This window comes from Microbacterium timonense (genome assembly GCF_900292075.1).
In the GTDB taxonomy this organism is placed as follows: domain Bacteria; phylum Actinomycetota; class Actinomycetes; order Actinomycetales; family Microbacteriaceae; genus Microbacterium; species Microbacterium timonense.
Window position 1 is genome coordinate 655,857 of record NZ_OLMV01000002.1, and the last position, 24,953, is coordinate 680,809.

At 70.8% G+C, this 24,953-nt stretch carries 25 protein-coding genes; 8 read left to right on the forward strand and 17 right to left on the reverse strand.

Annotation, left to right across the window (positions count from 1 at the left end):
• Window positions 1-17: 17 nt before the first annotated feature.
• The 7 genes from C9992_RS08795 to C9992_RS08825 all read right to left on the reverse strand — a co-directional run bounded on the left by C9992_RS08795 (window position 18) and on the right by C9992_RS08825 (window position 9,406).
• A complete protein-coding gene (locus C9992_RS08795; protein WP_106815179.1) occupies window positions 18-1,439 on the reverse strand; it encodes an SPFH domain-containing protein in 1,422 nt (473 codons plus the stop codon).
• Window positions 1,440-1,575: 136 nt separating this feature from the next.
• Window positions 1,576-2,799, reverse strand: coding sequence for an ornithine--oxo-acid transaminase (rocD, locus tag C9992_RS08800; protein WP_106815180.1), 1,224 nt, complete (start codon window positions 2,797-2,799; stop codon window positions 1,576-1,578).
• Window positions 2,800-2,819: 20 nt separating this feature from the next.
• Entirely contained in the window at window positions 2,820-3,704 is an 885-nt protein-coding gene (ddaH, locus tag C9992_RS08805; protein WP_106815181.1) for a dimethylargininase, read from the reverse strand.
• A 132-nt stretch (window positions 3,705-3,836) separates the two neighbouring features.
• Window positions 3,837-4,880 carry an NAD(P)-dependent alcohol dehydrogenase gene (locus tag C9992_RS08810; protein WP_106815182.1) on the reverse strand — a complete coding sequence of 348 codons (1,044 nt, stop codon included), beginning with the start codon at window positions 4,878-4,880 and terminating at the stop codon, window positions 3,837-3,839.
• A 1-nt stretch (window position 4,881) separates the two neighbouring features.
• A complete protein-coding gene (locus C9992_RS08815) occupies window positions 4,882-5,097 on the reverse strand; it encodes a helix-turn-helix transcriptional regulator (protein ID WP_106815183.1) in 216 nt (71 codons plus the stop codon).
• Window positions 5,097-5,528 carry a hypothetical protein gene (locus tag C9992_RS08820; protein ID WP_106815184.1) on the reverse strand — a complete coding sequence of 144 codons (432 nt, stop codon included), beginning with the start codon at window positions 5,526-5,528 and terminating at the stop codon, window positions 5,097-5,099. The genes C9992_RS08815 and C9992_RS08820 overlap by 1 nt, the downstream gene beginning before the upstream one ends.
• Before the next feature lie 95 nt (window positions 5,529-5,623).
• Window positions 5,624-9,406: a proline dehydrogenase family protein gene (locus C9992_RS08825; protein WP_106815344.1), complete on the reverse strand. Its 3,783-nt coding sequence runs from the start codon at window positions 9,404-9,406 to the stop codon at window positions 5,624-5,626.
• A gap of 164 nt (window positions 9,407-9,570) precedes the next feature.
• On the opposite strand from C9992_RS08825, the gene C9992_RS08830 reads away from it, so the two are divergent.
• Complete coding sequence (locus C9992_RS08830) at window positions 9,571-10,467, forward strand: LysR substrate-binding domain-containing protein (RefSeq protein WP_106815345.1); 897 nt, start codon at window positions 9,571-9,573, stop codon at window positions 10,465-10,467.
• Window positions 10,468-10,494: 27 nt separating this feature from the next.
• Here C9992_RS08830 and C9992_RS08835 read toward each other — a convergent pair whose 3' ends face one another.
• Entirely contained in the window at window positions 10,495-11,124 is a 630-nt protein-coding gene (locus C9992_RS08835) for a hypothetical protein (RefSeq protein WP_106815185.1), read from the reverse strand.
• A gap of 144 nt (window positions 11,125-11,268) precedes the next feature.
• Complete coding sequence (locus C9992_RS08840) at window positions 11,269-11,829, reverse strand: thioesterase family protein (RefSeq protein ID WP_106815186.1); 561 nt, start codon at window positions 11,827-11,829, stop codon at window positions 11,269-11,271.
• Window positions 11,830-11,993: 164 nt separating this feature from the next.
• On the opposite strand from C9992_RS08840, the gene C9992_RS08845 reads away from it, so the two are divergent.
• Genes C9992_RS08845 through C9992_RS08855 form a run of 3 tightly spaced genes read left to right on the forward strand, consistent with a single transcriptional unit; the run spans window position 11,994 to window position 14,049 of the window.
• Window positions 11,994-12,500, forward strand: coding sequence for a GNAT family N-acetyltransferase (locus C9992_RS08845; protein ID WP_106815187.1), 507 nt, complete (start codon window positions 11,994-11,996; stop codon window positions 12,498-12,500).
• Window positions 12,501-12,509: 9 nt separating this feature from the next.
• Entirely contained in the window at window positions 12,510-13,316 is an 807-nt protein-coding gene (locus C9992_RS08850; RefSeq protein WP_106815188.1) for a coenzyme F420-0:L-glutamate ligase, read from the forward strand.
• Window positions 13,317-13,359: 43 nt separating this feature from the next.
• Window positions 13,360-14,049, forward strand: a complete 690-nt coding sequence (locus C9992_RS08855) for a pentapeptide repeat-containing protein (RefSeq protein ID WP_106815189.1) — start codon at window positions 13,360-13,362, stop codon at window positions 14,047-14,049.
• A gap of 18 nt (window positions 14,050-14,067) precedes the next feature.
• Here C9992_RS08855 and C9992_RS08860 read toward each other — a convergent pair whose 3' ends face one another.
• Genes C9992_RS08860 through C9992_RS08870 form a run of 3 tightly spaced genes read right to left on the reverse strand, consistent with a single transcriptional unit; the run spans window position 14,068 to window position 17,611 of the window.
• Window positions 14,068-15,852 carry a cytochrome b/b6 domain-containing protein gene (locus tag C9992_RS08860; RefSeq protein ID WP_106815190.1) on the reverse strand — a complete coding sequence of 595 codons (1,785 nt, stop codon included), beginning with the start codon at window positions 15,850-15,852 and terminating at the stop codon, window positions 14,068-14,070.
• Between the two features lie 5 nt (window positions 15,853-15,857).
• The gene (locus tag C9992_RS08865; protein WP_106815191.1) at window positions 15,858-16,823 is read right to left on the reverse strand and encodes an electron transfer flavoprotein subunit alpha/FixB family protein; all 966 of its coding nucleotides are present in this window, start codon (window positions 16,821-16,823) and stop codon (window positions 15,858-15,860) included.
• 11 nt (window positions 16,824-16,834) lie between these two features.
• Window positions 16,835-17,611 (reverse strand): electron transfer flavoprotein subunit beta/FixA family protein, encoded by a 777-nt coding sequence (locus C9992_RS08870; RefSeq protein ID WP_106815192.1) that lies wholly within the window; start codon window positions 17,609-17,611, stop codon window positions 16,835-16,837.
• A gap of 178 nt (window positions 17,612-17,789) precedes the next feature.
• Here C9992_RS08870 and C9992_RS08875 point away from each other — a divergent pair, with 178 nt between their 5' ends.
• On the forward strand, window positions 17,790-18,326 hold the full coding sequence (locus tag C9992_RS08875) for a MarR family winged helix-turn-helix transcriptional regulator (RefSeq protein ID WP_106815193.1): 537 nt from the start codon (window positions 17,790-17,792) through the stop codon (window positions 18,324-18,326).
• Between the two features lie 296 nt (window positions 18,327-18,622).
• Here the strand turns inward: C9992_RS08875 and C9992_RS08880 are convergent, their stop codons facing one another.
• From C9992_RS08880 to C9992_RS08895, 4 genes are all read right to left on the reverse strand, one after another.
• Window positions 18,623-19,423, reverse strand: coding sequence for an enoyl-CoA hydratase (locus tag C9992_RS08880; RefSeq protein ID WP_106815194.1), 801 nt, complete (start codon window positions 19,421-19,423; stop codon window positions 18,623-18,625).
• Window positions 19,424-19,564: 141 nt separating this feature from the next.
• Window positions 19,565-20,464, reverse strand: a complete 900-nt coding sequence (mmsB, locus tag C9992_RS08885) for a 3-hydroxyisobutyrate dehydrogenase (protein WP_106815195.1) — start codon at window positions 20,462-20,464, stop codon at window positions 19,565-19,567.
• A gap of 28 nt (window positions 20,465-20,492) precedes the next feature.
• Window positions 20,493-21,662, reverse strand: coding sequence for an acyl-CoA dehydrogenase family protein (locus C9992_RS08890; RefSeq protein WP_235008160.1), 1,170 nt, complete (start codon window positions 21,660-21,662; stop codon window positions 20,493-20,495).
• Between the two features lie 213 nt (window positions 21,663-21,875).
• On the reverse strand, window positions 21,876-22,217 hold the full coding sequence (locus C9992_RS08895) for a YciI family protein (RefSeq protein WP_106815197.1): 342 nt from the start codon (window positions 22,215-22,217) through the stop codon (window positions 21,876-21,878).
• Between the two features lie 164 nt (window positions 22,218-22,381).
• Here C9992_RS08895 and C9992_RS18055 point away from each other — a divergent pair, with 164 nt between their 5' ends.
• Genes C9992_RS18055 through C9992_RS08910 form a run of 3 tightly spaced genes read left to right on the forward strand, consistent with a single transcriptional unit; the run spans window position 22,382 to window position 23,352 of the window.
• Window positions 22,382-22,558 (forward strand): hypothetical protein, encoded by a 177-nt coding sequence (locus C9992_RS18055; RefSeq protein WP_160150854.1) that lies wholly within the window; start codon window positions 22,382-22,384, stop codon window positions 22,556-22,558.
• A 37-nt stretch (window positions 22,559-22,595) separates the two neighbouring features.
• Window positions 22,596-22,964, forward strand: a complete 369-nt coding sequence (locus C9992_RS18060) for a bleomycin resistance protein (protein ID WP_160150855.1) — start codon at window positions 22,596-22,598, stop codon at window positions 22,962-22,964.
• A gap of 40 nt (window positions 22,965-23,004) precedes the next feature.
• Entirely contained in the window at window positions 23,005-23,352 is a 348-nt protein-coding gene (locus C9992_RS08910) for a hypothetical protein (RefSeq protein WP_106815200.1), read from the forward strand.
• Between the two features lie 51 nt (window positions 23,353-23,403).
• Here the strand turns inward: C9992_RS08910 and C9992_RS08915 are convergent, their stop codons facing one another.
• A complete protein-coding gene (locus tag C9992_RS08915; protein ID WP_106815201.1) occupies window positions 23,404-24,849 on the reverse strand; it encodes an HNH endonuclease signature motif containing protein in 1,446 nt (481 codons plus the stop codon).
• Window positions 24,850-24,953: the final 104 nt, after the last annotated feature.

A 24,953-nucleotide genomic window follows, 5' to 3' on the forward strand; every position in this document is an offset into this window, starting at 1 on the left:
CGGTCTGACGGCGGCCGTCAGACCGCCGGCTGCTCCTCCTGGGCGGAGGCGGCGGAGCCGTTCGGCTGGACGCTCTCGGAGCGGCGTGCACCCTGCGTGCGAGAGGCGGCGTCGGCGAACGCCTCGCCGGCGATGCGACCCTGGATGATGGTCGGCAGGTCGATGCCGGTCGCGGCACGCACGGCGTCGAACGTGGCGCGCAGGCCGGCCGCCGACTCCGAGGCCAGGTGACCGCTGGCACCGTCGCCGCCGAGCACGGTGATCGAGCCCACCTTGTCGTAGCCCTTCGCGAACTCCGCCATCATCGGCACCAGTGCTTCCAGCGCACGCTGCGCGAGCAGCGCCTGCTGGTTCTCGGCGAGCGCCTGGGCCTCCGCCTTGATCGCGGCGGCGCGCGCTTCACCCGCGAGGCGCACTGCTTCCGCCTCGGCCTCGGCGCGCAGGCGGACTGCCGTGGCCTCCTGCGCGGCGATCTGCGCGCGGGCCTCGGCGGCCTTCACCTGCGCGTACGCCTCGGCGTCGGCATCCTGCTTGCGCTGGTAGAGGTTGGCGTCGGCGACGCGACTGACCTCCGACTCCAGGCGCGCCTGCGTGTTCTCCGCCTCCTGCACGAGCACCGCCTGCTGGCGCTCGGCGCGGGCCAGCGCCTCGGCCTGCTCGGCCTCGGCGGTCGCCCTGCCGACCTCGGCCTTCGCGGCCGCCGTGTTCTTGTCCAGCGCGGTCTGCTCGACGAGGTTCGCCTCGTCGGTGGCGATCTGGCGGGCGCGGATCTCGCGGTCCGCGTTGATCTTGGCGACCTCTGCGTCGCGCTTGACGCGCTCGACCTCGGTCGCGCCGAGGGCGGCGATGTACCCGTTGCTGTCGGTGATCCCCTGGATCTGGAAGGAGTCGAGGATGAGTCCCTGTGAGGAGAGGTCGCTCTTGATGCCCTCCGCGATCTGGTCGGACAGGCGCTGGCGGTCGCGCATGAGCTCTTCGACCGTGAGGGTGGCCACGACCCCCCGCAGGGCACCCTCGAGCTGCTCCGTCGTGAACTGCTCGATCGCCTTGTCCTGCGACGCGAAGCGCTCCGCCGCGCGGCGCACCGACTCCGGATCCGAGCCGATCTTCACCAGTGCGACGCCGTTGACGTTGACCGTCACGCCGTTGGACGACTGCGCCGTCGGCTCCATCTTGATCTGGCGCGCACGCAGCGAGATCATCTCGGCCCGCTGTGTGAGGGGGTTCACGATCGCGCCGCCACCGGTGATCACGGTGATGCGTGATGACTCCCCGCCCGCACCGCGCTGCCGCTTGCCGACGATCACGAGCGCCTCGTCGGCCTTCGCCACGCGGTACCAGGCGCGGATGAGCACGAGAACGACGACGAGCAGGACGATCGCCGCCGCACCGATGAGCAGGACGAGGAGGCCGATGCCTCCGAGGGCGGCGAGTTCCATGAGACTCCTACGCGGTCGGGTCGGCCCGGTAGCGGGCGCGGTGGTCCCTCCAACCTATCGGGACTGCCTGTCCCATGCTCAGCCGATACTCGCCTCGGCTGCGACGCGCCCCGCTCGCGGGGCTGACCTCAGCGGCTCACGCCGCCAGCACGACTCGCAGCTGCTCGACCGCCCAGTCCAACTCGGTCGCGCGCACGACCAGCGGCGGGGCGATGCGGATGGTCTGGCCGTGGGTGTCTTTGACGAGCACGCCGCGGGCGATGAGTCGCTCGGCGACCTGCCGTCCGGTGCCGACCGCCGGGTCGATGTCGACGCCTGCCCAGAGGCCCGCCGCCCGCACCGCCGTCACACCATGGCCGACGAGCTCTTCGAGCTTGGTCTCGAGGTGCTCGCCGAGCAGCTTCGCGCGCCGCTGGAACTCGCCGGTCTGCAGCATCTCGACCACGCGCAGCCCGACCGCTGCCGCGAGCGGGTTGCCGCCGAAGGTGGAGCCGTGCTCGCCGGGACGGATGACGCCCAGCACGTCGCGATCGGCCACGACCGCCGACACCGGGAGGATGCCGCCGCCCAGCGCCTTGCCCAGCAGATAGACGTCCGGCACGACGCCTTCACGGTCGCACGCGAACGTCTCGCCAACGCGGCCGAGCCCCGACTGGATCTCATCGGCGATCAGCAGGACGTTGTGCGCCGAGCAGATCTCGCGGACCGCCCGCAGGTAGCCCTCGGGCGGCAGCACGATGCCCGCCTCGCCCTGTATCGGCTCCAGGAGCACGGCTGCCGTCTGCGGCGTGATGGCCGCCTCCAGGGCTGCCGCATCGCCGTAGGGAACGGCCACGAAGCCGGGCGTGAAGGGACCGAAGTCGCCGTGCGCGTCGGGGTCGTCGCTGAAGCCGACGATCGTCGTCGTGCGACCGTGGAAGTTGCCGTGCGCGACGACGATCTCCGCGGCGTCGGGAGCGATGCCCTTCACGCGGTAGCCCCACGCACGCGCCACCTTGATGCCGGTCTCGACGGCTTCGGCGCCGGTGTTCATCGGCAGGACCAGCTCCTTGCCGCAGAGCTCCGCCAGCGCCGCGGCGAACGGGCCGAGCCGGTCATTGTGGTACGCCCGGCTGGTCAGCGTGAGCCGGTTCAGCTGTTCCTGGGCGGCGGCCAGCAGCGCGGGATGCCCGTGGCCGAAGTTCAGCGCCGAGTAGGCCGACAGCAGGTCGAGGTAGCGCTTGCCCTCGACATCCGTCACCCATGCGCCCTCGCCGCGCGAGATCACGACGGGCAGCGGGTGATAGTTGTGAGCGACATGCTCCTCTTCGCCGGCGATGATCCGGATCATGGCGGTGTCGACCGAGGCGGGGGTGGTCATGGCTGCTCCTGTTCGCTCCGTCAGCGCCGCAGCTCGAGGGTGCAGCACTTGATGCCGCCGCCGCCGAGCAGCAGTTCGGAGAGGTCGACGAGCACGGGGTTATAGCCGCGCTCGCGCAGCTGCGCCTCGAATCCCTGGGCGCGCGGCGAGATGATCACGTTGAGTCCGTCGCTGGCCGAGTTGAGGCCGAAGACGGCACCGTCGGCGTCGGCGACCTTGATGGCGTCCGGATAGCGTTCGGCGAGGATGGCCTGGCTGCGCTCGTCGAACGCACCCTCGAGGTAGGCGATGTTCGCCTTGTCGACCCCGCCGGGACCCTCCACGGGGTCGAGGACCGAGATGGCCGTGTCGAGGTGGTAGAACCGCGGGTCGACGAGGTTGAGGCTCACGACCTCCTTGCCGAAGACGTCGGCCAGCTCGCGATGGCTGTCGCCCGTCGAGCGGAACCCGGTGCCGGCGAGGATGGTGTCGCCGACGAGGAGGAAGTCGCCTTCGCCCTCGTTGACCTCGACCGGCTCGGCCACCTCGAACCCGTTGCGGCGGAACCACTCCATGAACGCAGGCCCCTCGGGCACCCGCTCCGGGTAGCGGAACTTCGCGCCGTAGGCGACGCCGTCGATGATGAAGCCCCCGTTGGCGGTGTACACCATGTCGGGCAGGCCCTCGATCGGGTCGATGAGGTACACCTCGTGCCCGAGTGCGAGGTAGGTGTCGTAGAGGGTCTGCCACTGGCGCACCGCGAGGGCGGTGTCGGTGGGGTTGGCCGGCTGCATCCACGGGTTGATCGTGTAGCTCACCGTGAAGTAGTCGGGCCGGCACATGAGGTAGCGCCGGTGCTGCTGGATCCGGCCGGATGCGGGCGCTGTCGCGGTGGTCGGTGCGGGCGCGGTGTCGTGGGTGGACATCTGTCTCCTTGCGAACTGCGGCGGACGCTGTCCAGAGGCCCGGCGGGGCTGAAGAAGCCGGCAACCGGGCACGCCGCATTCATTGTCTCACGGATGGTGAATGAGGCCCGGGAATGGCGGAATGCCGGTGCCTCACTCCGCGATCACCACGACCTTGCCCGTCACGTGACCGCCGGCGACATGGGCGAGGGCGGCGCCGGCTTGGACGAAATCGTAACGACGCTCGATCACCGGCCGGATGCTGCCTGTCGCGGCGAGCGCGACGAGCTGTCCGAGGATGCCGGCCTTCGCGCTCGCCGCGATCGGGCGGAGGACGCGCTTCGAGGCGATCGAGAGCACGCTCGCACCCAGGATGCGGCCGACCGGACCGAGCCACCGACCCCCCTCGCCCGAGACGAGGGCGACGCGCCCGCCGTCTCGCACGAGCGCCCGCAGAGCGCGCAGCGGAGCCGTACCGGCGATGTCGATCACGGCGTCGAACGTGTCATCGGGCAGCTCCGCCGAGCCCGGCTGCACGGTGCGGTAGTCGAAGGTGCGCGCTGCGCCGAGGCCTGCCACGATGCCGCGGTTGCGTTCACCGCACAGCGCCCACACCTCGGCGCCCCGCAAGGCGGCCAGCTGGACCGCGAAGGTGCCGACGCCGCCCGAGGCCCCGATGACGAGCACGCGCCGGCGAGGTGCGCCGGCCGCGCGTGCGGCATCGGTCACTCCAGCGAGGTCGAGTGCCTGCCACGCGGTGCCGCCCGCGATGGGCAGAGTCGCCGCGACCTCGGGGGAAAGCGCCGGCGGCAGCGGCACGAGCCGTGCAACCGGCGACAGCGCATACCGAGCCAGGCCGCCTCCGCCAGGAAGCTCCCCGACCACCTCATCGCCGACCGCGAGCGCGGTGACTCCTGGTCCCACCGCCACGACGGTGCCCACAGCATCCATCCCGCGCACGGGCTGCCGAGGACGACGCAGCCCGAATGCCAGGCGCACGAGCCGCGGCTCACCGCGCATCACGCGGATGTCGCCGCTGTTCAGGCCGGTCGCGCGCAATCTCAGCAGGACTTCACCCTTGCCCGGGTCGGGGACACCCGCCGTCTCGAGAGCGACAGAGTCGGCCTCTCCGTAACGATGCTGGCGCCAGGCGGGCATCGAGTCGGTCAGAACAGCCGACGCAGTTGTATCGGACATGTCATTCCTCCGGATAGTCGAAGAGGTCGTCGAGTCCGACGCCGAACGCGCGGGAGATCTGGAACGCGAGTTCGAGCGTCGGCGAGTATCTGCCCTGCTCGATGGCGATGAGGGTCTGACGAGTGACGCCGACGCGGCGAGCGAGCTCCGCCTGCGTCATGCCGGCGGCCTCGCGGACGGTGCGGATCGAGTTCGTGACCCTGGTCGGCTTCACCATCACTGGAACCCCCGGCGGTAGGCGATGAGGCGCGCGATGGCGCTGAGCGAAGCAGACAGGAAGAAGCCGAGGAACAGCACGTTGCCGATCCAGAACCAGTGAGCCTCGACCATCGCGAGGATGAGGGCGGCCACTCCCCCGATCACGCTGAACGCCTGTCCGATGCGGTCGCCGAACCATCCGATCTCGCGGTCGCGCTGGTCCGCACTGTGCTCCTCATCCGGGTCCCGCATCCCGGCCAGGATGCCCCAGACGATGCTGATGACGATCGACGCCACGATGGCCCCGATGATCGTCCACGCCATCGGCCAGGCCCAGTCGATGTCGTCCACCGGCCGGTCGAGCTGGGGCAGGACGATCGACAGATAGACGGCGGTGCCGACGATGCTCGCGATGAGCTGGGCCCAGATGTTGCGCTCCGAATACGCCATGGGATCACCTCGATGTCTAGAATTCTTGACATCGAGGCTAGAGGCGATCGGCCGCCATTGTCAAGAATCTTTTACATCCCAGGCGTACGACTCCCTCAGATGACGGACTCCGACCACGGATCGGGGTTGCCGAAGCGGTGCGCCGTGATCGTCACCGACTGCTCATGCAGGAAGGGCAGCAGCTCCAGGCGCCCGGCGGTCGTCACCTCGTTGTCGTAGATCGCGAGGTCGGGGTCGCCGGCGACGGCCTCGGCCACGCGCCGGTGCAGAACGGCAACCGACTCCGCCGGCCCGACCAGTCGCACGCGCGAGGGCCGCGGCTCGGGATCGACGTCGGCGGCCGCCGCGACGAGGTCCTCCCGTCCGGCGATCCGCTGCAGCCACTCGTCGTCGGTCTCGACGTAGACGGCCACACCCTCGTCGGCGAGCACGCGACGCACGGCGCCCGGAAGGCCGACGGGCGCGCTCAGGGTGAGGCCCGACCCGGCCCGGAGCCCGGCGATCACCACGCGCAGCAGCGCCTGCCACGAGGCATCCGCCGTCGCGCGCAGCGCCACCGAGGCGATGGGCCGGTAGCGGAAAAGGTTGCGCTCGATCCGCAGCGCCGACACGTCCTTCACGCGCCCGAACTCGCGGTCCCACGCGATCGCGTCCGAGAGAGCGCCGCGACGCAGCCACTCGAAGGCGTCGTAGTCGAGCGAGGGCTGCGCGGCCTCGATGAGCGCCGCGATCCTCGTGTCGAGCCCCCGCAGGTGCAGCGACGCGGAACCGGGCGAGCCGGTCGTCGGGCGCCAGCGGCCCAGCCCGACGAGGTAGTTGGGTCCGCCCGCCTTGGCGCCGGCGCCCACGGACGACCGCTTCCACCCGCCGAACGGCTGCCGCTGCACGATGGCGCCGGTGATCCCGCGGTTGACGTAGAGATTGCCCGCCTGCACCCGATCCAGCCACTGCGCCAGGTCATCGGGGTTCTGGGTGTACAGGCCGGCGGTGAGGCCGTAGGCGACGGCGTTCTGCAGCTCGATCGCGTGGGCGAGCGACGTGGCGTGCATGATCCCGAGAACCGGCCCGAAGAACTCCTCCTGATGGAATCGCGAACCCGGCTGCACACCCGTCCGGATGCCGGGCGTCCACAGTCTCCCGGCGTACTCCGGCGCGGCGTCGACGGAACGCGGCTCGACGAGCCACCGCTCGCCGTCCTCGAGGGTGGTCAGCGCCCACTCGAGCTTGCCGCGCGGGACCTCGATGACCGGACCCACCTCGCTGAGCGCGTCGGACGGGGCCCCCACACGGAGGGAGGTCGTGGCATCGACGAGCTGTCGGGCGAAGCGCTGCGAGTGGCCGACCGGCCCCACCAGGATCGCGAGCGACGCCGCCGAGCACTTCTGGCCGGCGTGCCCGAACGCGCTCTTCACGAGATCGGATGCCGCGAGATCGAGGTCTGCGGTCGGCATGACGATCATGGCGTTCTTGCCGCTGGTCTCGGCCAGGAGCGGCAGGTCCGGCCGCCACGAGCGGAAGAGCGCCGCTGTCTCCCACGACCCCGTCAGGATCACGCGGTCCACGTCGGGGTGCGACACGAGCGCCTGACCGAGGCCGCCCTCGTCGATGTCGACGAGGGCGAGCACATCGCGCGGCACGCCGGCCTGCCACAGCGCCTCCGCGACGACGGCGGCGCAGCGCCGCGCCTGCGGCGCCGGCTTGAAGACGACGCCCGACCCGGCGGCGAGAGCGGCCAGCACCCCGCCGGCGGGGATCGCGATCGGGAAGTTCCAGGGCGGCGTGACGACGGTGAGACGTGCCGGCTCGAAGACCGCACCGCTGACGCGGTCCAATTCGCGCGCCGTCGCCGCGTAGTAATGGGCGAAGTCCACCGCCTCGCTCACCTCGACGTCGGCCTCGGCGAACACCTTCCCGGTCTCAGACGCCGCCACCTCGATGAGCTCGCCCCGGCGCGCCTCGAGCGCACGGCCGGCCGACATCAGCACGCGGGCGCGGTCGGCGGCGGGCAGCGACCCCCACGCTGCCGCGGCATCCCGCACGCGCGCGACGACGGCCTGCAGGGCCTCCTCGTCGCTGACCCGTGCGGCCGCGATCGTGTCGTCCCCCGCACGCGAGGTCTCGATGCGGGACAGGATGTCGCGGGCCCACGCGCGATTGGCCGGCAGCGCGGGATCGCTGTCGGGGGTGTTGTGGAAGCCGGGGGCGCCGGCGGCGGCGGCGCCGGACTCCCGCGGAGCGAACACCGCCGTCTCCACGAAGGCCTCCGCACCGAACACCTGCTCGGGAACGGCCGGCTCGACGGGGGCGGTGTCGCTGGTCACGGCCGACCGGGCGATGCCGATGACGGCCTGGGTGAGTCCTCCTTCGTCGGCCGGCCCGGCGGCGCGGCGCAGGCGCGCGCGGGTGGGCGAGTCGACGTCGACGTCCCCCGTCGCTGCGTCCTCGCTCCGGGCCTCGGCGGCTTCCTTCGGGCGATCCTGGGTGCGACGAGGCCCTGTCGGCAGCGCCGGGTCGTCCGCGCGGGCGAGCGAGGCGAGGAAGCGGTCGCGCTCGCGGTCGAACATCGTCGGGTCGTCGGCGAGGTCGAACGCCGCCGAGAGGAAGTTGTCGCTCGAGGCGTTCTCCTCCAGGCGCCTGACCAGATAGCTGATGGCGACGTCGAACTCGTCGGGTCGCACCACCGGCACGTACAGCAGCACATGCCCGACCTCGCGGGCGACCGCCTCCACCTGCCCCTGCGCCATGCCCAGCAGCATCTCGAACTCGATGTCGTCTCTGACCTGCGAAAGCCCCGCGAGCAGCCACGCGTACGCGATGTCGAAGAGGTTGTGGCCGGCCACCCCGATGCGGACGGCGGCGCTGTTCTCCGGCCGCAGCGCGAAGCGCAGGCAGCGCACGTAGTTGGCGTCGGAGTCGACCTTCGCGTCGTAGGTGGCGAGCGTCCAGCCGTGCATGACGGCATCCACTCGCTCCATCGCGAGGTTGGCGCCCTTGACCAGTCGGACCTTGATGCGCGCTCCTCCCGCGGTCACGCGCTGCTGCGCCCACGCGGTCAGCCTCTCCAGCGCGGGCAGTGCGTCGGGGAGGTAGGCCTGCAGCACGATGCCCGCCTCGAGACCGTGCAGCCGCGGGTCTTCGAGGATCCTCGTGAACACCGCGATCGTGAGATCGAGGTCGCGGTACTCCTCCATGTCGAGGTTGATGAATGTGGGGCCGGACGTCGAACTCGCCGCACCGGCGGCCGTGAGGTACAGCGGCAGCAGACGCTCGACGACCTTGTCGACGGTCTCGTCGAAGGCCCACATGGAGATGTGGCTGGCGATCGCCGACACCTTGACCGAGACGTAGTCCACATCGGGCCGGCGGATGAGCTCGTGGATCCCTTCCAGCCGGCGCAGCGCCTCCTGTTCCCCCAGCACCGCTTCGCCGAGGAGATTGAGGTTCAGCCGCGCTCCGGTCGCGCGCAGCTTCTCGATGGCGGGGCCGAGCTTCTCCGGGCGCGCGTCGACGACGAGGTGCCCGACCATCTCCCGCAGCACCCGGCGCGCGATCGGCACGACGGGCGAGGGCAGCGCCGGCGCGACGACGCCTCCCACCCGCACAGCGCCCCGCAGGTACCACGGGAGGAACTCCGGCACGAGAGGAGCGACGCGGTGGAGGTGGGATGCCGCGGCCGACAGACTCTCCGGCCGCATGACGCCGTCGACGAACCCGATGGTGAAGGGCAGGCCGTTGGCGTCCTTGAGCACGCCGGCCAGGCGCTCGGCGGCGGGATCGACCTCGGCCTGTGCGCTCTCGCCGACCCATCGCCGCGCCAGCCTCACCGCCTCGTGGGCCAGAGTCTCCTCTGCCAGGCGCTGCCCGGATCCCGTGTCCATTCGCACTCCCGGTGTCCTGTCGTTCGGTCGCGTGCTTCCAGCCTGCACCTCATTGTGCGCGGAGGGTTCGACGTGCTGCATGACGTCCAGGGTGCGGCATCCTTCCGTTCACGAAAAGCGACGATCTATGATCCGTATTGTTCGGTTCTATCGATGGGATGCCGGTGTTCGAACTGCGCCGACTGCGCCTGCTGCACGAACTGGCGCTCAGGGGCACGCTCGCGGCAGTGGCGGATGCCCTCTCGTACAGCCCGTCGACGATCTCGCAGCAGCTGGCTCTGCTGGAGAAGGAAGCCGGTGTCGCGCTGCTGGCGCCGGACGGCCGGCGCGTGCGGCTCACCGATCATGGGCGGATCCTCGCGGCGCACGCGGCGCGGGCGCTCGAGCTGGACGAACGGGCGCGGGGCGAGCTGGAGTCGCTGCATGCCGCCGGGTTCGAGGGGCTGACCCCGGTGCGGGTGGCCGTGATGCAGACCGCTGCGCTGGCGGTCGTACCCGCCGCGCTCGCCCTGCTCTCGGAACGGGCCCCGGGCCTGCGCGTCGAGATCCGCGAGATGCCGCCCGAAAGCGGCCTGTTCGAGCTGGCGGCGCGCGGCGTGGACCTCGTCATCGCCGAGCAGTATCCCGGCCATACCCGCGCGCACGTCGCGGGGCTGGAGCGGGAGAGGCTCGGAACCGACCCGATCAGACTCGCCGTGGCATCCGGCGATCCCGCGCGCTCCCTCCACGATCTTCGCGATCGGGCCTGGGTGATGGAGCCCGCCGGCACCGCCGCGCGCCTGTGGGCCGTGCAGCAGTGCCGCGCCGCCGGCTTCGAGCCTGACGTGCGCTACGAGCTCGCCGACCTGTCGGCGCACGCTCGCCTCGTCGCCTCCGGCCAGGCCGTCGCCGTGCTGCCGGACCTGCTGTGGGCCGGCGCACCGGTGCCGGTCTCACTCCTGGATCTGCCCGACCGACCCGCGCGCGAGATCTTCACAGCGCAGCGGACGTCCTCTCAGGCTCGCGCCGGCATCCTCGAGGTCCGCCGCGCCCTGCGCGACGCGTTCCCGACCGCCGTCTGACGATCGGGGGCGCGCCGACGCGGGCCTTCAGGTGCGGTCGTTGCGCTCGGGCGGGGCCGCGGGCCGGGTGATCTCGTCGGAGGCCACCTCGTCTCGGTCGGCGCGACGGGCGGTGGCATCTCTGTCACCGATCGAGCTGTCCGCGACTCGTCCCTCGCCCGCCCGGTCGTCGGGCATGTCCCCGGTGCGGGCGCCCGTCGCGGTCGTGTCACCCGCGGACACCCCGGCGGCGGGCGCGCGCCCGTCGGAGGCATCCCGTGTGCGGGTGTCGTCATCGACGTACGGGTCGACACGGTCGGCCTTGCGCAGCGTCTCTGCCTGCTGCTGGCGAAGGCTCTCGGCTTCGTCGCGGTGCTCATCGATGGTACCCGCGCGCCGTTCGGCGTCGATGGACGCCTCGGCGGCGCGTGCCTTCGCCGCTTCCGCGGCGGCCGCCGCGGCTGCGGCATCCGCCCGCGCACGCGCGGCTTCGGCCTCGTGCTCACGGGCCTGCAGCTCGGTCTCTCGGGCGCTCGCGCGCATCTTCTCCGCGCGTTCGTGCTGGTGCTCCATGCGCCGAGTACGACGCGCCCGTGCCGTCAGCACCAGGGCGACGACGACGATCACGAGCAGGATCGCGATGCCGACGATGATCCAGATCAGGGTGGTCGTGTCCACAGCCCACTCCTTCCTTCCGCGCCGGCCGGGTCGCCGGTGCTCGGAGCGTCCAGGCAACCGCACGCCGCGTCATCGGGCAAACCGCTTGCGCCGCCGTGCGCGGTGCGCTAGCCGTGCGGTGCGAGCCGCACCTGCGGCCCGGGCTCAGTTCCAGACGCTGGGCGCCTCGGCACGTGTCGGTGGGAGGGCGGATGCCGCAGCCCACTCGTGGATCCACGCACCCACCTCGGGGACGCCCTCGGGCCGCCCGACCGCCGCGAACAGCTCGTCATGCGGCAGGGTGCCGCCGGACCGCTTCATCATGCGGGCGCGGATGATCGCCTTCGCGTAGATCTCCCCATCGACCACGGCGCGGTGCTCCAGGTAGACCGCCTTGTCGTCGTGGCCGATCATGCGCGATTCGACCTCGAAGCGCTGCCACAGGTTGAGCGACTTGCGGAACGTCACGGTCTCGCTCGAGACCACGGCGTACCAGCCGTGGCTGCGCATGACGTCCCACAGGCCGGTGCGCACGAGCAGATCCCAGCGCCCGAGGTCGAACAGCGACAGGTAGCGCCCGTTGTTCATATGACGCAGCAGGTCGATGTCGGTGGGGAGCGTCGTGAGCCTGATGCGGCCGATGCCGGTGGGCGCGAGGCGGCCCGTCCGGCGCAGGCGCCGACGCGCGGTCATCATCACGATCAGAGTCCGCCAGATCACGTTCACGAGGTGCGATGGTAGCGATCCTCGACGCAAGGACCGATTTCCTTGTCGGATGCCGACAGCCGCCCGCCTCGCTCTCAGAGCCTGCGGCGTCCCCCGGCAACGGGATGTTCACCGGGTGTTCGGCCGATTTCGGCTCGCGGCCCGGGCCGCGTAGAGTCTCGCCCATGGAAGCCGAAACCCAGACCGACATCGTCGTCCGTCCGGTGCGAGACGTCGACGCCGAGGCCCTCGGTCGCGTTCACGCGACCTGCTGGCACGAGACGTACGACCACCTCATCAGCAAGGCCGCCCTCGAGGCGGTCTCGCCCAAGCGCCTTGCCGAGCTGTGGACCCACTGGGCCGTGCAGGGCCCCGAGTTCAAGATGTACGCGGCCCTCGTGAACGGCGAGATCGTGGGCTTCGCAGGATCGGGCCCCGCCCGCGACAAGGACGCCCCGCGGTTCCGCGAGCTCTACTTCATCTACCTCCTCGATGCGTATCACGGCACCGGAATCGGGCAGAAGCTGTTCGACGCGGTTGTCGAGCCTGCCGAGGGCCTGTACCTGTGGGTCGCCGACGACAACCCCCGTGCGCACCGCTTCTACACGCGCAACGGCTTCACGCTCGACGGCGCCACGCACACCGAGCCGTTCCTCGGCGAGACCCTCACCGAGGTGCGCTTCGTGCGCTGACCTCGCACCATGCCACCTCGCACCGCGTTGACCATCTGGCCCCTTCCCGGCATCCCCGAGATCGAGGCCGGCGCCGACCTCGTCGACATCATCGCCCGGGCGGCGCGTGACGAGCTCGCCGACGGCGACATCCTGGTCGTCACCTCGAAGATCGTGTCCAAGGCCGAGGGCCGGTTCGTCGTCGCCGATGACCGCGAGGACGCGATAACCGCCGAGACGGTCCGGGTGGTCGCATCCCGCACCTCCCCCACCGGTTCGACGACCCGTATCGTTCAGAACCGGCTCGGCATGGTCTCGGCCGCCGCGGGCGTCGACGCCTCGAACACTCCGCAGGGCACCGTGCTCCTGCTGCCGGTCGACCCCGACGCCTCAGCCCGCACCATCGCGGAGGGCCTGCGTGAGCGCCTGGGGGTGCGGGTCGGAGTCATCGTGTCGGACACCCTCGGTCGCGCATGGCGGGAGGGCCAGACCGATCATGCGATCGGCGCCGGCGGCGTACACGTCTTCGAGGACCTTCGCGGCGGGACGGATGCCGAAGGCCGGCCGCTCGTCGTGACCATGCCGTGCGTGGCCGACGAGCTCGCCGCGGCAGCCGATCTCGTGAAGGGCAAGGCGGCCCGGCTGCCGGTGGCGGTCGTACGGGGCCGCGGTGATCTCGTCGGGGACCTGGACCTTCCCGGCGCCCGCTCCATCGTGCGACCGCTGGAGCGCGACATGTTCCGGCTCGGCGCCGACGAGGCGTTCGCCGAGGGATACGCGGCGGGGCACGCGGCGGGACGGGACGCCGACGCCCAGGCCTTCTCGTCCGGCCCGTAGCCGCGCACTGGGCGGTGTCGCGGGGCGCGGTTAGGGTGCAGGAGTGGCAGCACGTAACAGGTCGTCGCGCAGCACCGGCGGGACGCAGGCTCCCCGGTTCGACTTCGATCCCGTGGCCCTCCCCGACCTCGAGGACGGTGACCCGGATCGGTTCGGTGAGGTCCCCTTCGAGGGGCTGGTGTATCACGGCATCACTCGCGAGGACTGGGCGCTCGGCGTCGGGTCCACCGTGGAGGCATGCCGTTTCGACCGTCTGGAGCTCGGCGCATGGATGCTCCGGGGCGCGCGCCTGGTCGAGTGCGAGCTCTTGCGGGCGAACGTGCCCGCCGTCTCGGCGGCACGCGGCGGTTGGCGCGACGTCGACGTGCGCGACAGCCGGTTCGGCTCGGTCGAGGCGTACGACGTGGCCTGGCGCGGCATCCGCTTCACACGCTGCAAGCTCGGCTACGTGAACCTGCGGGGCTCGGAGCTGCTCGACGTCGCCTTCGTCGACTGCACGATCGACGAGATCGATTTGCTGGATGCCTCGGCCCGCCGACTCGCGTTCACCTCGACGCGCATCGGCACGCTGAACGCGACCGGCGCGACCCTGGTGGATGTGGACCTTCGCGGCGCCGACCTGGATCAGACCGTCGGGCTGGCCGGGCTGCGCGGCGCGACGATCTCGTCGGACCAGCTGCAGCTCATGGCGCCCGCGCTGGCGGAGCTCGCCGGTCTCATCGTCGAGGACTGACGCGCGACCGCTGCACGGTCAGCGCCCCGACACCTTGCCGAACAGCCGCGCGATCGGCGCGAGCACGAGCGGCCTCGCGGCGATCCAGGCGGCCGCGATCACGGCCATCGAGGCGACGAAGATCCAGAAGCCGACCCAGTTGACGGCATCCTGAGCGGCGTACATGTGGTTCAGGTTGCGCAGGGCGCCCGTGGCGAAGACCAGCACGACGTGCACGAAGATGAACAGCACGAAGTAGACCATCACGGGGAAGTGCACGGCCCGCGCCCACTCGACCGGGTACGCCTTGTTCAGGCCGGTCGCGTTCTTCGGCCAGACCCCCGACATGCGCACGCCCGTGATCGCCGCCAGCGGAGCAGCCAGGAAGACCGTGGCGAAGTACGCGAGCTGCTGCAGCGAGTTGTAGTTCACCCACCCGTTCTCAGTCGGCCAGTCCAGCGACACGTACTGCAGGCCGGCGCTGAGCGCGTTGGGGAACACCTCCCACGAGGTCGGGATGATCCGCATCCACTGCCCCGTCACGAACAGCAGCACGACGAAGACGACGCCGTTGACCAGCCACAGGATGTCCAGCGACTGGTGGAACCACAGGGCCAGGCTGATCTTGCGCTTCGCGTTGGTGCGCGGCGACCAGAACACCGTGGGCCGCTTCTCGGTGCGCACGCGCAGACCCGACCGGATGATCAGCACCATGAGGAACACGTTGAAGAAGTGCTGCCACCCGAGCCACGCCGGCAGGCCCACCGGAGCACCCTCGGGCAGGTGGTACTCGCCCGGGTAGGTCGCGAGGAAGTCCATGCCCCACCGGGTCGACAGCAGCCAGCGGACCGCCAGCACGGCCATACCCGCGGCGAAGAGCAGCCCCGCTCCACCCACGATGACCGCGCCGGCCCACTGCGCACGCGTGAACGGCCCGATGCGCTTCGGTTCCGGCTTCTCCACGACGCTCGCGCGGCCCGCGACGCCCGGCCACACCGTGCGGGTGAACGGCAGCGGCTGCGACAGCGGGATGCCCGACGGCGTGGTGGCCGGCGCCGTGACTTGTTGCGCGGCGGGTTCGGGGGTCACGACACGCGGTGTCGCAGCATCCGTTTCCGCGTGTTGCGCCACCTGAACCGTGCGCTCAGCGGCACGCGCGACGGGGACGACGGATGCCGGAGGCCACGGCTCGCCGCCCGGCACACGCGGCAGCCCCCGGCGCACCGCCTTCGCGCCGGCACCGGGCGCCGCCGACCCTTCGGGTGTCACGACACGCGGTGTCGCGACATCCGTTCCCGCGTGTTGCGCCACCTGAATCCCGGGCGCCGTCGCGCCTGCGTCGGCGATGGCTGCCGCCGACCCTCCGGGGGTCGCAACACGCGGTGTCGCGGCATCCGTTCCCGCGTGTTGCGCCACCTGAACGTCGGGCTGAGCAGCACTCGCCGCGGGGGCGACGGATGCCGGCGGCCACGGCTCGCCGCCGGGCACCCGCGGCAGCCCCCGGCGCAGCGACTTCGCACCCGCACCGGCCGCCGCCGACCCTTCAGGGGTCGCGACACGCGGTGTCGTGGCATCCGTTGCCGCGTGTTGCGTCACCTGAACCTCAGGCTGAGCGGCGCCCGCGGCGGGGGAGACGGATGCCGGAGCAGCGGGCTCAGCGACCGGAACAGCGGGTCCAGCGACCCGAGCAGCGGAGGCTGCGGGCTCGGCGAGCGTTGCGGCGCCGTTGCCGTCACCGTTCGGTGCCGCACCGGCCGGCGGCCAGGGCTCACCGCCGGGCACGCGGGGCAGCCCGCGGCGCACCGTCCGACCGAATGTCGCCATGGCGGCTACGCCTTCTTCGCCTCGAGCGCCGCGATGAGCTGCGGCACCACCTGGAACAGGTCGCCGACGACACCGAAGTCCGCGATCTCGAAGATGGGAGCGTCGGCGTCCTTGTTGATCGCGACGATCGTCTTGGCCGTCTGCATGCCGGCCTTGTGCTGGATGGCGCCGGAGATGCCGAGCGCGACGTAGAGCTGCGGCGAGACCGAGACGCCGGTCTGCCCCACCTGGTACGTCTGCGGCACGTAGCCGGCGTCGACGGCGGCGCGAGAGGCACCGACAGCGGCGCCCAGCGCGTCGGCGAGCTGCTCGACCAGTGCGAACTTCTCACCCGACCCGAGCCCGCGACCGCCCGAGACGACCTTCGCGGCACCGCGCAGCTCGGGCCTGGACGAGGACACGACAGCAGCGTCCACCGACTCCACCGTCGCCGCCCGGCGCGCCGAGGGCGCGACGTCGAGCTTCTCGACCTCCGGGGTGACCACGGCGTCGGCGCGGGCATCCACCGAGCCTTGGCGGATCGTGATGACCGGGGCGCCCCACGTCACCGCGGAGTCCACGTTGTACGCGCCGCCGTACACCGAGTGATGAGCGACCACACCCTCGGCGTCCCGCGAGACGCCCACGGCGTCCACCGCGATGCCCGAGCGGGTCCGGGCGGCGAAGCGACCGGCTGCCTCACGGCCCTCGATGGAATGGGACACCAGCACGGCATCCGGGCGAACCAGCGTCGCCGCCGCGGTGAGCGCATCCACCACGGGCACCGTCAGACCGTCACCGGCGGGCGCGACGAGAACCTTCGAGGCACCGAGGGCCGCCGCATCCGTCGCCAGCGCCTCGTCGCCGATCACGAGAGCGACCGGCGTGCCGACCGACGCGGCTGCGCCGAGCACTTCGGCCGCCGACTTCGCCAGACCGCCGGAGGGCGTCGTGTCGAGCAGGACCAGGATCGAGTCATCTGCAAACGTCATCGCACGCACCCTCACGCCAGCCGGTTCTGGATTAGGAACTCGGCGAGCCTCTCGCCCGCGTCGCCCTCATCGACGATCTTCACGCCTGCTTCGCGCGGCGGCTTCTCGCTCAGCCCGATCACGATCGAGCGCGACGCGTTCGGATCGTGGGCATCGACCTCGAGCTCAGCCAGAGACAGCGTCTCGAACGGCTTCTTCTTCGCGGCCATGATGCCCTTGAAGTTGGGGAACCGGGCGTCGGGCAAGGCCTCGGTGATCGAGATCACCGCCGGCAGTGGCGCCTTCACCTGCAGCGTCGCGCCGTCCGAGGCGCGCGTTCCCGACACCCCGTCCTCGGTGATCTCGACCGCGTTCAGGTACGTGGCGCTCGGAACGTCTAGGATCTCGGCCACCATCACCGGCAGCACCCCACCGGACCCGTCGGTGGACTGGTTGCCCGCGATCACGAGGTCGAACCCGGTGCGCTGCAGCGCCGCCGCCAGCACCTCCGCCGTGAGACCCATGTCGGCGCCGAGCAGAGCCTCGTCGATGACCTGAACGGCCGAGGCGGCGCCCATCGCGAGGCCCTTGCGCACGGTCGCCGACGCCGATTCGGGAGCCATCGACAGCACCACCACCTCGGTTCCGGGCGTCTTGTCGGCGTACGACAGCGCGACCTCGAGCGCGCGCTCCCCGATCTCGTCCAGCACCGACTCGCTCGCGGCGCGATCGGCCAGACCCGTCTCCAGCGACAGCTTGCGATCCCCGTACGTATCCGGGACTTCCTTGACCAGGACGACGATCTTCATGACGATCTCCTCACGCTGGCTCGAGTCTATGGGGCGCGCCCCAATGTAGCCAATCCGGCGATCTCGGCCGACGCTCGCCCGGTCAATGGCGCCCGTATGTATACATAAAGGCCGCCGCCCAGCATCCGTCGCCGGTCCGCGAGCCGAGGGAACGGTACGGTGGACGCAGGAGGTCGTCATGGCAGCACCCAAGCGTCTTCCGGTCGACCCGATCGCCGAGGCCAAGCGTCAGTGGATCGCGCATGGCTGGGAGCCCGCGGCGGCCGGGATGACCGCGGTGACGTCGATCATCCGCGCGCAGCAGCTGCTCTTCGCCCGCATCGACGCCACGCTCAGGCCCTTCGGGCTGTCGTTCGCCCGCTACGAGATGCTGCGCCTGCTCGGTTTCACGCGGGAGGGACGGATGCCGATGGCGAGCGCCATCGCCCGCCTGCAGGTGCATCCGACGAGCGTGACGAACACCGTCGATCGCCTCGCGCGGGACGGCCTCGTCTCGCGAGAGCCGCACCCCGGCGACGGCCGCGCCGCGATGCTGGTGCTCACCGACGCGGGCCGCGAGCTCGTGGAGCGCGCAACGGCGGCCCTCAACAGTCAGGTCTTCGAGAGCCCCGGGCTCAGCGACGCCGACACGACGGAGCTGGTGCGGATCATCGCGCGCTTCCGCAAGGACGCCGGCGACTTCACCGAGCCCCGCCCTCAGCCCGACCCCCTGTGACGTACGACCCCGGTCGTTGAGCGAGCGAAGCGAGACGAAACGCCCAAGGCCCCCGCCACACGTTCCACCCCGGTCGTTGAGCGAGCGAAGCGAGACGAAACGCCCAAGGCTCCCGCAACACGTTTCGTCTCGGTCACCGGAACGCCATACCCCCGGTCGTTGAGCGAGCGAAGCGAGACGAAACGCCCAAGGCCCCCGCAACACGTTTCGTCTCGGTCACTGCGCTCGCTCGCTCAACGACCGGAACCTCACACCCCGGTCGTTGAGCGAGCGAAGGGAGACGAAACCCGCAACCGTCAGCGCCCCCGGAACTCGGGGGCGCGCTTCTCGCGAAAGGCCGCCATGCCCTCCTTCTGATCCTCCGTGTCGAAGAGGGAGGCGAACACATGGCGCTCCAGGCGCAGCCCCTCGGCGAGCGAGGTCTCCAGCGCTGCGTCGAGCACAGCCTTCGCCGCGTACAGCGAGGGCAGGCTCTTCGAGGCGATCGCCTCCGCGGTCTGCTGGGCCTCGGCGAGCAGATCGGCAGCGGGCACGACGCGCGAGACAAGTCCGGAGCGCTCGGCTTCTGCGGCATCCATCATCCGGCCCGAAAGGATGAGGTCGGCGGCCTTGTAGTAGCCGACGGCGCGGACGAGTCGCTGCGAGCCGCCCATGCCGGGGATGACGCCGAGGTTGATCTCGGGCTGCCCGAACTTCGCCGTGTCGGCGGCGAGGATGATGTCGCACATCATCGCCAGCTCGCATCCGCCGCCGAGCGCGTAGCCCGAGACGGCAGCGATCACCGGGGTGCGCACGGCGGCGAACTGCGCCCAGCCGCCGAAGTGGTCGCCGAGGATCATGTCGAGGCCCGACTTCGATTCCATCTCTTTGATGTCGGCGCCCGCGGCGAACGCGCGCTCGGAGCCGGTGACGACGATCGCGCCGATGCCCTCATCCGCATCGAAGGCGGATGCCGCGGCCACGACGTCGCGGCACACCTGCGAGTTCAGCGCGTTGAGCGCCTCCGGCCGGTTGAGGGTGATCCACCCCACGCGTCCGCGGGTCTCGACGAGAATCGTCTCGTACTCGGTCGACTCGTGCGCGTCGTGCTCGGCCATGGGGCTCCCTTTCATCGCGTGCGGGGCATCCGCTCCCCAATTCTCGGGTCCGCGTCCCGACTTCTTCCCCCCATGTCCCGAATTCGCCGGCAAGGCGGGCGCCTTGCGCGTGATTTCGGGACATGCCTCCCGGCGTGCGGGTCAGACCGACGCCGCACGGATCGTGTTGATGATGCCCGAGAAGTCCTGGGCGGCACCCTCGCCCGCGGCGAACGCGGCGTAGAGCTCGCGGGCCAGCATGCCCATCCGCGCCTCCACGCCGGTCGACTCGACCGCCTGCTCGGCGAGGCCGAGGTCCTTGTTCATCAGCGCGCCGGCGAAGCCCGGCTGGTAGTCCCGGTTGGCAGGGCTCGTCGGAACGGGGCCGGGCACCGGACAGTTCGTCGTGAGCGCCCAGCACTGACCGGAGGCGTTCGAGGCGACGTCGAACAGGGCCTGGTGGGACAGGCCCAGGCGCTCGCCCAGCACGAAGGCCTCCGCGACGGCGATCTGCGAGACCGCCAGGATCATGTTGTTGCAGACCTTGGCCGCCTGTCCGAGGCCGGCGCCGCCGCAGTGCACCACGCGGCGTCCCATCGCTTCGAGGAGCGGACGGGCGGCTTCGAAGTCCTCATCGCTGCCGCCGACCATGAAGGCCAGCGTGGCGTTCTCGGCCCCGACGACGCCCCCCGACACGGGCGCGTCCAGCGATCGGTGCCCGGCCTCCTCGGCGAGCGCATGCGCGGCCCGGGCCTCGTCGACCGCGATCGTCGAGCAGTCGATGAAGAGCGCGCCCGGCGCCGCGACCGCGAGCAGCCCCGGGCCGTCAGCGGACCCCCGATACGCGTCGAGCACCTGAGCGCCGGACTGGAACATCGTGATGACGACGTCCGCCCCGGTGGCGGCCTCCGTTCCGGATCCGGCGACGGCGAGCCCGGCCTCAACGGCCGCGGTCACTGCCGCGGGGGCCACATCGAAGCCGATCACCTCGTGACCGGTCGTGCGGAGGTTCCGTGCCATGGGCAGCCCCATATGGCCCAGCCCCAGGAATGCGATTCTCATTGCGGACCTCCTCGTCCTCGCCCGCGCCTCAGCGCGCGAGCAGCTGCCGTCCGATGATGACACGCATGATCTCGTTCGTGCCTTCCAGGATCTGATGCACCCGCAGGTCGCGCACCACCTTCTCGATCCCGTACTCGTGCAGATAGCCGTAGCCGCCGTGCAGCTGCAGGGCCTCGTTGGCGACCTTGAAGCCGGCGTCGGTGGCGAAGCGCTTGGCCATCGCGCACTGCATCGAGGCGTCGGCCGCCTTGACGTCGAGCGCCGCGGCCGCGTCGCGGACGAGGGCGCGCGCGGCGCGCAGCTCGGTGGCCATGTCGGCCAGCGCGAACACCACCGCCTGCCGCTCGGCGAGCGGCTCGCCGAACGTGAAGCGCTCGTGCACGTACGTCATGGCGCGATCCAGAGCCCACTGGGCGCCGCCCAGCGAGCAGGCCGCGATGTTGATGCGGCCGCCGTCGAGCGCCGACATCGCGATCTTGAAGCCCTGGCCCTCCGACCCGAGCACGTTGGCGGCCGGCACACGCACCTCGTCGAGGATCACTTGACGGGTGGGCTGGGCGTTCCAGCCCATCTTGTGCTCGAGCTGGCCGAACGACAGCCCTTCCGCGTCGCCGGGCACGAGGAACGCCGTGATGCCGCGTGCACCACCGCCTCCCGAGCCGGTCGATGCGTCGGTACGGGCCATGACGACGTAGACGGATGCCTCTCCCCCGCCGGAGATGAACTGTTTGACGCCGGTGAGCACGAATTCGTCGCCGTCGCGGATCGCGCTCGTGGCGATGGCGGCCGCATCCGATCCGGCGCCCGGCTCGGTGAGACAGTAGCTGCCGAAGCCCGACATGGATGTCAGCAGAGGCAGCCACCGGGTGCGCTGGTCGTCGGTGCCGTAGGTGTCGATCATCCACGCGACCATGTTGTGGATGGAGATGTACGCGGCGATCGCGGTGTCGCCCTTCGCGAGCTCTTCAAAGATCGCCGCCGCATCCGATCGCGACAGCCCGGATCCGCCGACGTCTTCCCGGACGTAGATGCCTCCGAGCCCGAGCTCTCCGCCTCGCCGCAGCGTCTCGCGTGGGAAGAACGACGTCGCGTCCCACTCCAGCGCGTGCGGCGCGAGCTCGGTCTGCGCGAAATCGCGGACGGCCTCGAGGATGGCCTCGCGCTCCTCGGTCGTGAGGGTCGGGGTCAGGGAAGTGATCGTGGACACCATTGCTCCTTCAGCGACGCCGCGACGCCCTTGTGGGGCATCCTGATCAGCGTGATCGTGCCGTCATTGGCACGCTGCTGATTTTACATGGACGTCCATCTATCTGCTAGGTTGGCCATCCAGTGCGCACGCGAAGAGAACGGGCCCCGCCGCGCCGGCGACGGGACCCGCCCCCTCAGGCTGCGGGCGAAGGGATGCTGCGACTCAGCGCCCGAGGTCCTGCCACGACATGAATGGGCGCAGCTCGAGCTGGCCGTTGCGTGCCATGGGGTGCTTCGACGCGATCTCGATCGCCTCGTCGAGGTTCTCGACCTCGAGGATGTCGAAGCCGCAGATCACCTCGGCCGTCTCGACGTACGGGCCGCGCGAGGTGAGCACCTTGCCGCCGCGGACCTTGACGACGGTGGAGTCGGACGGAGGGGCGAGCACCTCGCCGATGACGCGCTTGCCGCTCGCATCGAGGGGGTCGACCCACAGATCGATGTCGGACTCGTCCGGTTCCGCGTCGGGCTCCAGCGAGGTGACGACGAACATCATGTACTTCATGGTCTGATCCTTCCGGTTGCGGGCGGGCCCATGCCAGCCTCACTCGGGTCGTCGCGCGAACCGGTCCGATGTCGACACTTCGCTCACGAGAATCATCCTTTCGGCTGACACGGATGCGACCGGGGGCGGACGCCGTCCGATCCGCGGCTCCGTAGCGTCGAGTCATGGCCAGCACCTCGTCCTTTCCGACCGCCCGGCGCCGCGAGCTGTCGCCGGTGGCGGCGATGCTTCTCGCGATCGGCGGCAACATGCTCGCGATCGCCGTCGCGGCGGTCGGGATCGCCGGCATCGCGGTCGCCGCTGTCGCGGTGTTCGGCGGCGCGATCCTCGAGGCCCTCTGAGCTGTCGCCCGCGTGCGCGGCGCGCTAGCCTTCGCGTGTGAGCGAGCGCGCCGTCCCGATCCTTCTCAGTCGCGACCTGACCGAGACGCTCGCGTTCTTCGGGCGGCTCGGCTTCGAGAACCGGGGAGCGCCGCCGGAGGAATGGCAGTACCTCATCATCGGTCGCGGCGGCATCGAGCTGCACTTCACCGAGGACTCCTCGGTCGACCCTCTCACGACCGCGTCGATGTGCTACCTGTACGTCGACGATGCGCAGCAGCTCTTCGAGGAGTGGGCGGGTTCGGTGGAACCGGATGCCTCCACCGGGAGTCGCATCGTGGAACCGGTCGACACCGACTACGGCATGCGCGAGTTCGCCGTCGTGGACCGCAACGGCAACCTCCTGCGTATCGGCAGTCGGCGGTGATCGTGGCCGCGGCCGGCCGGCGAGTCGCTAGGCTCACGCCATGACCGACGTCGCGACGAAGCCTCGCCCGGGAACCAGCCTTCGCGGCTTCTCCGCGCCGATCATCCTTCTCACTGGCCTGGTGCTCGTGCCGATGGGCCTCGCCCTGGCCGCCAACAGCTACGGCCCGCCGGATGGCGCCGCCTACGTTCGCATGGCTTTCGCGTCGGTCGCCGGCGCGGCCATCGCGATCGGCGCCGTCGTCGGCCTCGTCGTCGATCGGATCGTCCGCCGCGCGAGCGTCTCGACCATCGCGATCTTCGGCGTGATCGCGCTCGTCGTCGTCCCGTGGCAGTTGAGCATCGTCTCGAACGCGGCAGGCCTCCTGCTCGTCCGCCTGGGCGGCTGAGCAGGCCGGCGGGTCGTCAGTAGACGAGGGCATGGCAAACCTTGCGCGCGCTCAGAGACGTGGCGCGATCCGATCCAGCCGTCTGCTCGGGGACTTCGTGACGGGGCGCCACCTCACCTCGGCGTCCCACCAGTACGGACCCTTGACGTAGGGGACTCCGTCGATCATCCGCACCTGCCATCCGCCGGTGTCGATGGTGCGATGGTGGAACCAGCACAACAAGACCCCATTGTCCGTGTGCGTCGGCCCGCCCCGTGAGTGTTCCTCGACGTGATGGACCTCGCACCACTGGGGCGGCACCCGACAACCCGGGATGACACAGCCGCCATCCCTGAGACCGATCGCGCGGCGCTGACGGTGGTTGAAAACGCGCTCCAGAGTGACGAGTGACACGATCCGGCCGTTGTCTGCGATCATCACCCGCTGCACCGCACCTGCGCAGGCGACCTGGCGTGCAGCGGCGATCGAGATCGGCTCGTCGTCACCGGGGAGGTGAGCGTATCCGTGGCCTGCAACGAGGTCTTCTTCTCGCACCGAGACGACCAGGGTCGGCGCGGCGCCGCCGAGAGTCGGCAGTTCGCCGGATGCCGCGGCCGCCGCCAGCACAACCGCCAGCGCGTCGTGTTGCTTCTGGGGCCAGGAACGCGAATCAGCCGCGGCCTCGGAAGGCTCGCCGGTTTCGTCGTCGGGCTGGGCCCCGGCCGGGGCCTCGCTGAAGCATGGGCCCATCGGTGGCGCACCCTCTCCGCGTGGGTTCAGTACGCTGTCGAAGCCCAACCGCAGCTGAGCGGCCACTTCGGGCAGCAGGTTGCCACGCACGGGCACCAGCCCGTCGCCGTCCCGCCGCCCCAGCGTGAGCCCCCGCTTGCGCAACGCTCGCGTCTCCACGGGCTCGGCGCCATCCGGATCCAGGTAAGCCGCCCACACCTGTGCGAGCGCGCGCAGCTCGTCGGCCGAGGCCGGACCCGCCGCCTCCGGCCCGGTGCCGCACGCGGCCGCGGCGAGCTCCTCATCGGCCGCCAACAGGCCGGTGGTGCCGACACCGCCGCGGCGGAACACCGATGCGACAGCGATGACGGCGTCGAGGCCCACACGCCCCTCCGCCAGAGCCGCCCGGAGATTGGGGAACTCCGCAGGCAGCAGCTTCCCCGTCGACGTCGCGATCCGCCGCTGAACGGCGCGCGAAGCCGTCGCGAGGTCGGACACGCTGCGCCCCGAAGCGCGAGTCGCCCGCTGGACGAGCTCGTTCAGGTTGCGGCATCCGTATCTCGTCGTCGTGCGATCGGGGTGCGCGCGGAGCTCATCACGTTCTCGGAGCAGACCCACCGCCTCGACCATGACCGCTTCGATACCGCGGTTCACCGCGGCAGCAGCACCGAGAGCGTGAAGCAGCTCGTCGTCACTGCGGTCGCGAAGGCCGTCATCGGCAAGCGCCGCGGACGACAGCGCGGCGACCGCATCACCAAGTGCTTGCAGAGCCTTGGCGAAGTTCGTCATACCCCCATTGTGACGAGGGGCTCCGACATCGAAATGCCCGATGAGCGGTAATATCTCGCGCCGTGGAAAACTCCAAGCATCCACCGGGATCCGCGACCTGTGGA